Source organism: Bacteroides sp. CAG:189 (assembly GCF_000432295.1).
Lineage (GTDB): Bacteria > Bacteroidota > Bacteroidia > Bacteroidales > Bacteroidaceae > Bacteroides > Bacteroides salyersiae.
On record NZ_HF991069.1, the window covers coordinates 1 to 4,008 of the forward strand.

The 4,008-nt window shown below is 37.5% G+C and carries 4 protein-coding genes; 3 read left to right on the forward strand and 1 reads right to left on the reverse strand.

What is annotated here, in order from left to right:
• Positions 1-322: 322 nt before the first annotated feature.
• The 3 genes from QVP90_RS09605 to QVP90_RS09615 all read left to right on the forward strand — a co-directional run bounded on the left by QVP90_RS09605 (position 323) and on the right by QVP90_RS09615 (position 1,995).
• A complete protein-coding gene (locus tag QVP90_RS09605; protein ID WP_192912787.1) occupies positions 323-511 on the forward strand; it encodes a hypothetical protein in 189 nt (62 codons plus the stop codon).
• A 137-nt stretch (positions 512-648) separates the two neighbouring features.
• Positions 649-996: an SH3 beta-barrel fold-containing protein gene (locus QVP90_RS09610; RefSeq protein WP_005924960.1), complete on the forward strand. Its 348-nt coding sequence runs from the start codon at positions 649-651 to the stop codon at positions 994-996.
• 225 nt (positions 997-1,221) lie between these two features.
• Positions 1,222-1,995 (forward strand): DUF4373 domain-containing protein, encoded by a 774-nt coding sequence (locus QVP90_RS09615; RefSeq protein ID WP_021936289.1) that lies wholly within the window; start codon positions 1,222-1,224, stop codon positions 1,993-1,995.
• Positions 1,996-2,125: 130 nt separating this feature from the next.
• Here the strand turns inward: QVP90_RS09615 and QVP90_RS09620 are convergent, their stop codons facing one another.
• The gene (locus tag QVP90_RS09620; protein ID WP_021936290.1) at positions 2,126-3,394 is read right to left on the reverse strand and encodes a sensor histidine kinase; all 1,269 of its coding nucleotides are present in this window, start codon (positions 3,392-3,394) and stop codon (positions 2,126-2,128) included.
• Between the last annotated feature and the right edge of the window lie 614 nt (positions 3,395-4,008).

Consider the following 4,008-nt stretch of genomic DNA (forward strand, 5'->3'; position numbering starts at 1 on the left):
TGCCATTAAACGAACGTTTATTGAAACACTTTTAGGAAAAATAAAGTCCAAAATATCAATATTATATTCCGTAAAAGTACTTTTCTCAATTTTTTCATCATTTAATCATCTCCGAATCATCATTTTTAACAATCTTTGCACGATATAAAAATCATTTAAAACCTAAAAAAATGACAAGCAAAGAAGAAAAAAAACGGATTTTAGTGGACACATTAAAATCGAACTCACCGATGGAATAATCATAGAAGGCAGTATTAAAGCACAAAGCCATGACAAACAACCGATTGATGACAGGACAGTTATCAGAATAGCCAAAGGAGAATTGATAAAAGCACTTACTCGTTCGTTGACAGATGAAAAAAGAAACATCACAACCGCTACTGACATTGCCAAAGAAATCAGAAGAATATTCCGCATTGAATATAGAGATCATGGAACTTACAAAGAAATGGAATACAAATCATTAGTAACAGAAGTGAGAAGAATTTTAAATAGTATGAAAAGAAAATAGAGATAGAAAAAAGAAGACATAAAAAATCGCCCAAAAGGCGATTTTTTATGTTAAATAGAGCGATTAGTTCTATCCAAATATAATCCCGACATTGCGGCCTTAATTCAAAAAAATACAATCTTATTAAAGTAAACGCAATGAAAAAAAGAAATTCAAATTTTATCATGGAGAACACAAAAAATCAGTGGGTAAAACTTATTATGCAAGAAAAAGGATATACGGAAATTACTGCCACATGGATGTCAAATCGTATTGAAGCCTTAATAAATCATATGCAGTACGGACATGCAGTTATTGCTTATCGCCGGGCTATCGATGGAGAATTTCAATTTGTAAAGGCAACCCTAATTTATTACCGGCATGATTTCAAACGGGAATATGAAGGAAATAAAATACAAGAAGCTGTAATGTATTGGGATGTAGAAGAGAGAAAATGGAAGCGTTTCCGTATAGAAAACTTCCTGGAATGGAAACCAGTGGTATAATTGATAGTTAGGAGCTGGTAGTTAGGAGTCAGGAATTAGGAGTCAGAAGTTAGGAGTTAGAATCTATGCAGAGGGTTAGTTTTGGCATATATACAGAAAGAATTTTAACTATCGGCTACTTACCACTAACTTCCAACTACCGACTTCTAACTACCAACTACTAACTTCTAACTACCAGCTTCTAACTACCAACTTCTAACTACTAATTACTAATCACCAACCATCATGGCTACAGAATTTTTCGGGATCGTTTATTTCCCTACCAAATCGGCTTTCTTTGAGGGGGCTATTCCAGAATCAATGGAAGCAAAATACGGCATCAAAGGACCTTATTTTCTTATAAAAATACTTTGCAAAATCTATAAAGAAGGATATTACATCCCATGGGATGAAGAACAGTGTGAAATATTTGCCTACAAATTGGGTAGAGAATACAGCAAAGAAGAAGTGACAAGCATGGTAAGCCTGCTACTCGAAAAAGGATTTTTCGACAAGGAGAGCTATCAGAAACAGCAGATACTGACTTCGCTGGATATTCAACGTGTCTGGTTGGAGGCTACAAGCCGCAGAAAAAGAGATTTGACCAAACTCCCCTATCTGTTGGAAGAAATAAAATGCAGACAGAACACAAGTTCGAAGTCAGAATGTGCAGACATTCCTCCTACTCAAATGGAATTGAATCTGGAAAATGCAGACATTTCCCGACAAAGTAGAGTAGAGGAAAGTAAAGTAGAAGAAAATAGGAAGAAGAAGGACGAAGATCTTGTCTTATCTCCTCCGCCGGAATACGCACTCAATACAAAAACACACAATTACGGTGGCCTGCTATTGGCACTGGAGCAAATCAAGATAATCGATATCGGAGAAAAAAAAGCGATTTTACGAATGTCCAATTATGGAGAAATCGGTACGGCCGTATGGAAAATACTGGCACAAACTCCGTGGAATAAAATCGGAATGCCCGGGAAATATCTTATAAAATCACTTAGAAACAGTTGATAATCAACAGATATAAGAATATATATTTTTGTATACCAAGAGTATATATTCTTATCATCCAAAAGTGTATATCTCTGTACAAAAGAAGTTTATACCTTTATAAAAAGCTTATAATCATCACTGAAAAAAGTCACAGGGAGATAGCACGATGAGCAGTCATTTTCTCATAAGGCAGCGTAAACCAGAAAGTAGAGCCTTTCCCAAACTCGGACTCCACTCCTATCTCGCCTTTAAGCTCCTTGATGATGTTCTGCGAAATGGCCAATCCCAATCCGGTACCTTGCTTGAAAGAATCCAACTTCACAAACCGGTTGAATACATCCTGCACATTTTCGGGTGGTATACCGGTACCGGTATCTGTCACGAAAAAACGAATATGTCCGTCTCGAGGTTCTTCATACCCGAACAGGACGCTTCCGTTGCGGGTAAATTTCATGGCATTGCTGATAAAGTTGTTCAAAACCTGTGTCACTCTGCGCCGGTCGGTATACAAAAAAAGATCGGGCAGAGATGTCACCGCACGTATAGTGACCTCCTTGTTCGTTTGCTGCATTCTGGCAGCTTGTTCTATTTCCAGCAACATACTATTGACATCTACGTTCACATAGACATACTCCAACGTACCTGCTTCCATCTTCGACAAATCCAGAATATCACTGATGAGTTGCAGCAATATGGCATTGTTGTGCTCGATAATACTCAGATATTCAATTCTTTCCTCTTCGGAAACATCCGTAGCCAATAAACTGGAAAATCCGATAATGGCGTTAAGCGGAGTACGTATCTCATGACTCATATTAGCCAGAAAAGCCGACTTTATGCGATTGGATTCTTCGGCCTCTTCCTTCGCCAAGCGCCAGTTCCGCTCCAATTTCTTCATGTCGGTAATGTCCCAGGCCGTATAGATGATCCATTTGCGCCCGTTGGAAAAAGAGAGCAGATTATTATTCTGAAAAGTAAACCGTTCTTCGTTCTTATTAGTAAAGAAATGCCGGACACCGGACTGTGCGATACCGGTTCGTACCAATTCTTCGTCCTCTTCCCTTATCATCCCGGCAGCTTCGGGCATGGTATCGAAATCAGTCTTCCCGATAGCACTTCCGGCCGGATATTCAAAAAGCTCTTCAGCCTTCTTGTTCCAGAAAGTATAACGCCAATTATTATCCACGTCTTTCACCTTGGCGGCAATCGGAAGGTTATCAAGAATCCCTTCCAACAGGCGCAAATGTTCTTCCTGATCCTTTTCTTTCAACGCCTTTATACGCATCTGCATAAAGAAAAACAAGGTAAGCACAATAATCACTCCTGATATACTTACCATATAAACAATATCTTTTTCTATGAAACCGACCGGAGCGGCATCATAAAAAAGACATAAGAACAGATTCTGATTAGGCATATTTAAGGTAATATTTTAATATAAAACAGCAAAGAATCACTCGTTTAGTTTTCGCAAAGTTAGAAAAAAATAAATGATTCAGCAGTTTCCGCCTCCTTTATTATACTGTCTATCAGCGAAATATTTACAAAATTCCTCATATTTGTACTGTTTTAAAAAAACACATAGCGGAATTGCAAATATGAGCAAAGTGTAGCGAATTAGCTGAAACAGCGTTCGTTACGTTTTGCTTTTCTATTGGGCAGAGCCAACGGAATGCCACCTCGAAGCCAAACGGTGCAGAAATTCAGTTACCACCTCATTACCCCCGTAACGGGTGCGGATTTCTTGCTAAATAATTCTTTTACTGTATTTTGCGGCATTTTGCATAGTTGTCGGTAACTCACTATAAACTACTGAAACTGTAATTCCCTCATTACATTAAAGTACAATAAAAAGTGCCGCTCATAAACGGCTGATGTGCGGTATTTTTGCTAATTTTACATCGAATAATATGAAAAATGAAAAGCAAGAGAGGTATAAACACTATATAAAAACAAAGTAATTAATCTTACAGAATTAAATAATTGAGAATAATATATTTACATAAGATGATTGAAGAGAAGAACTATTAC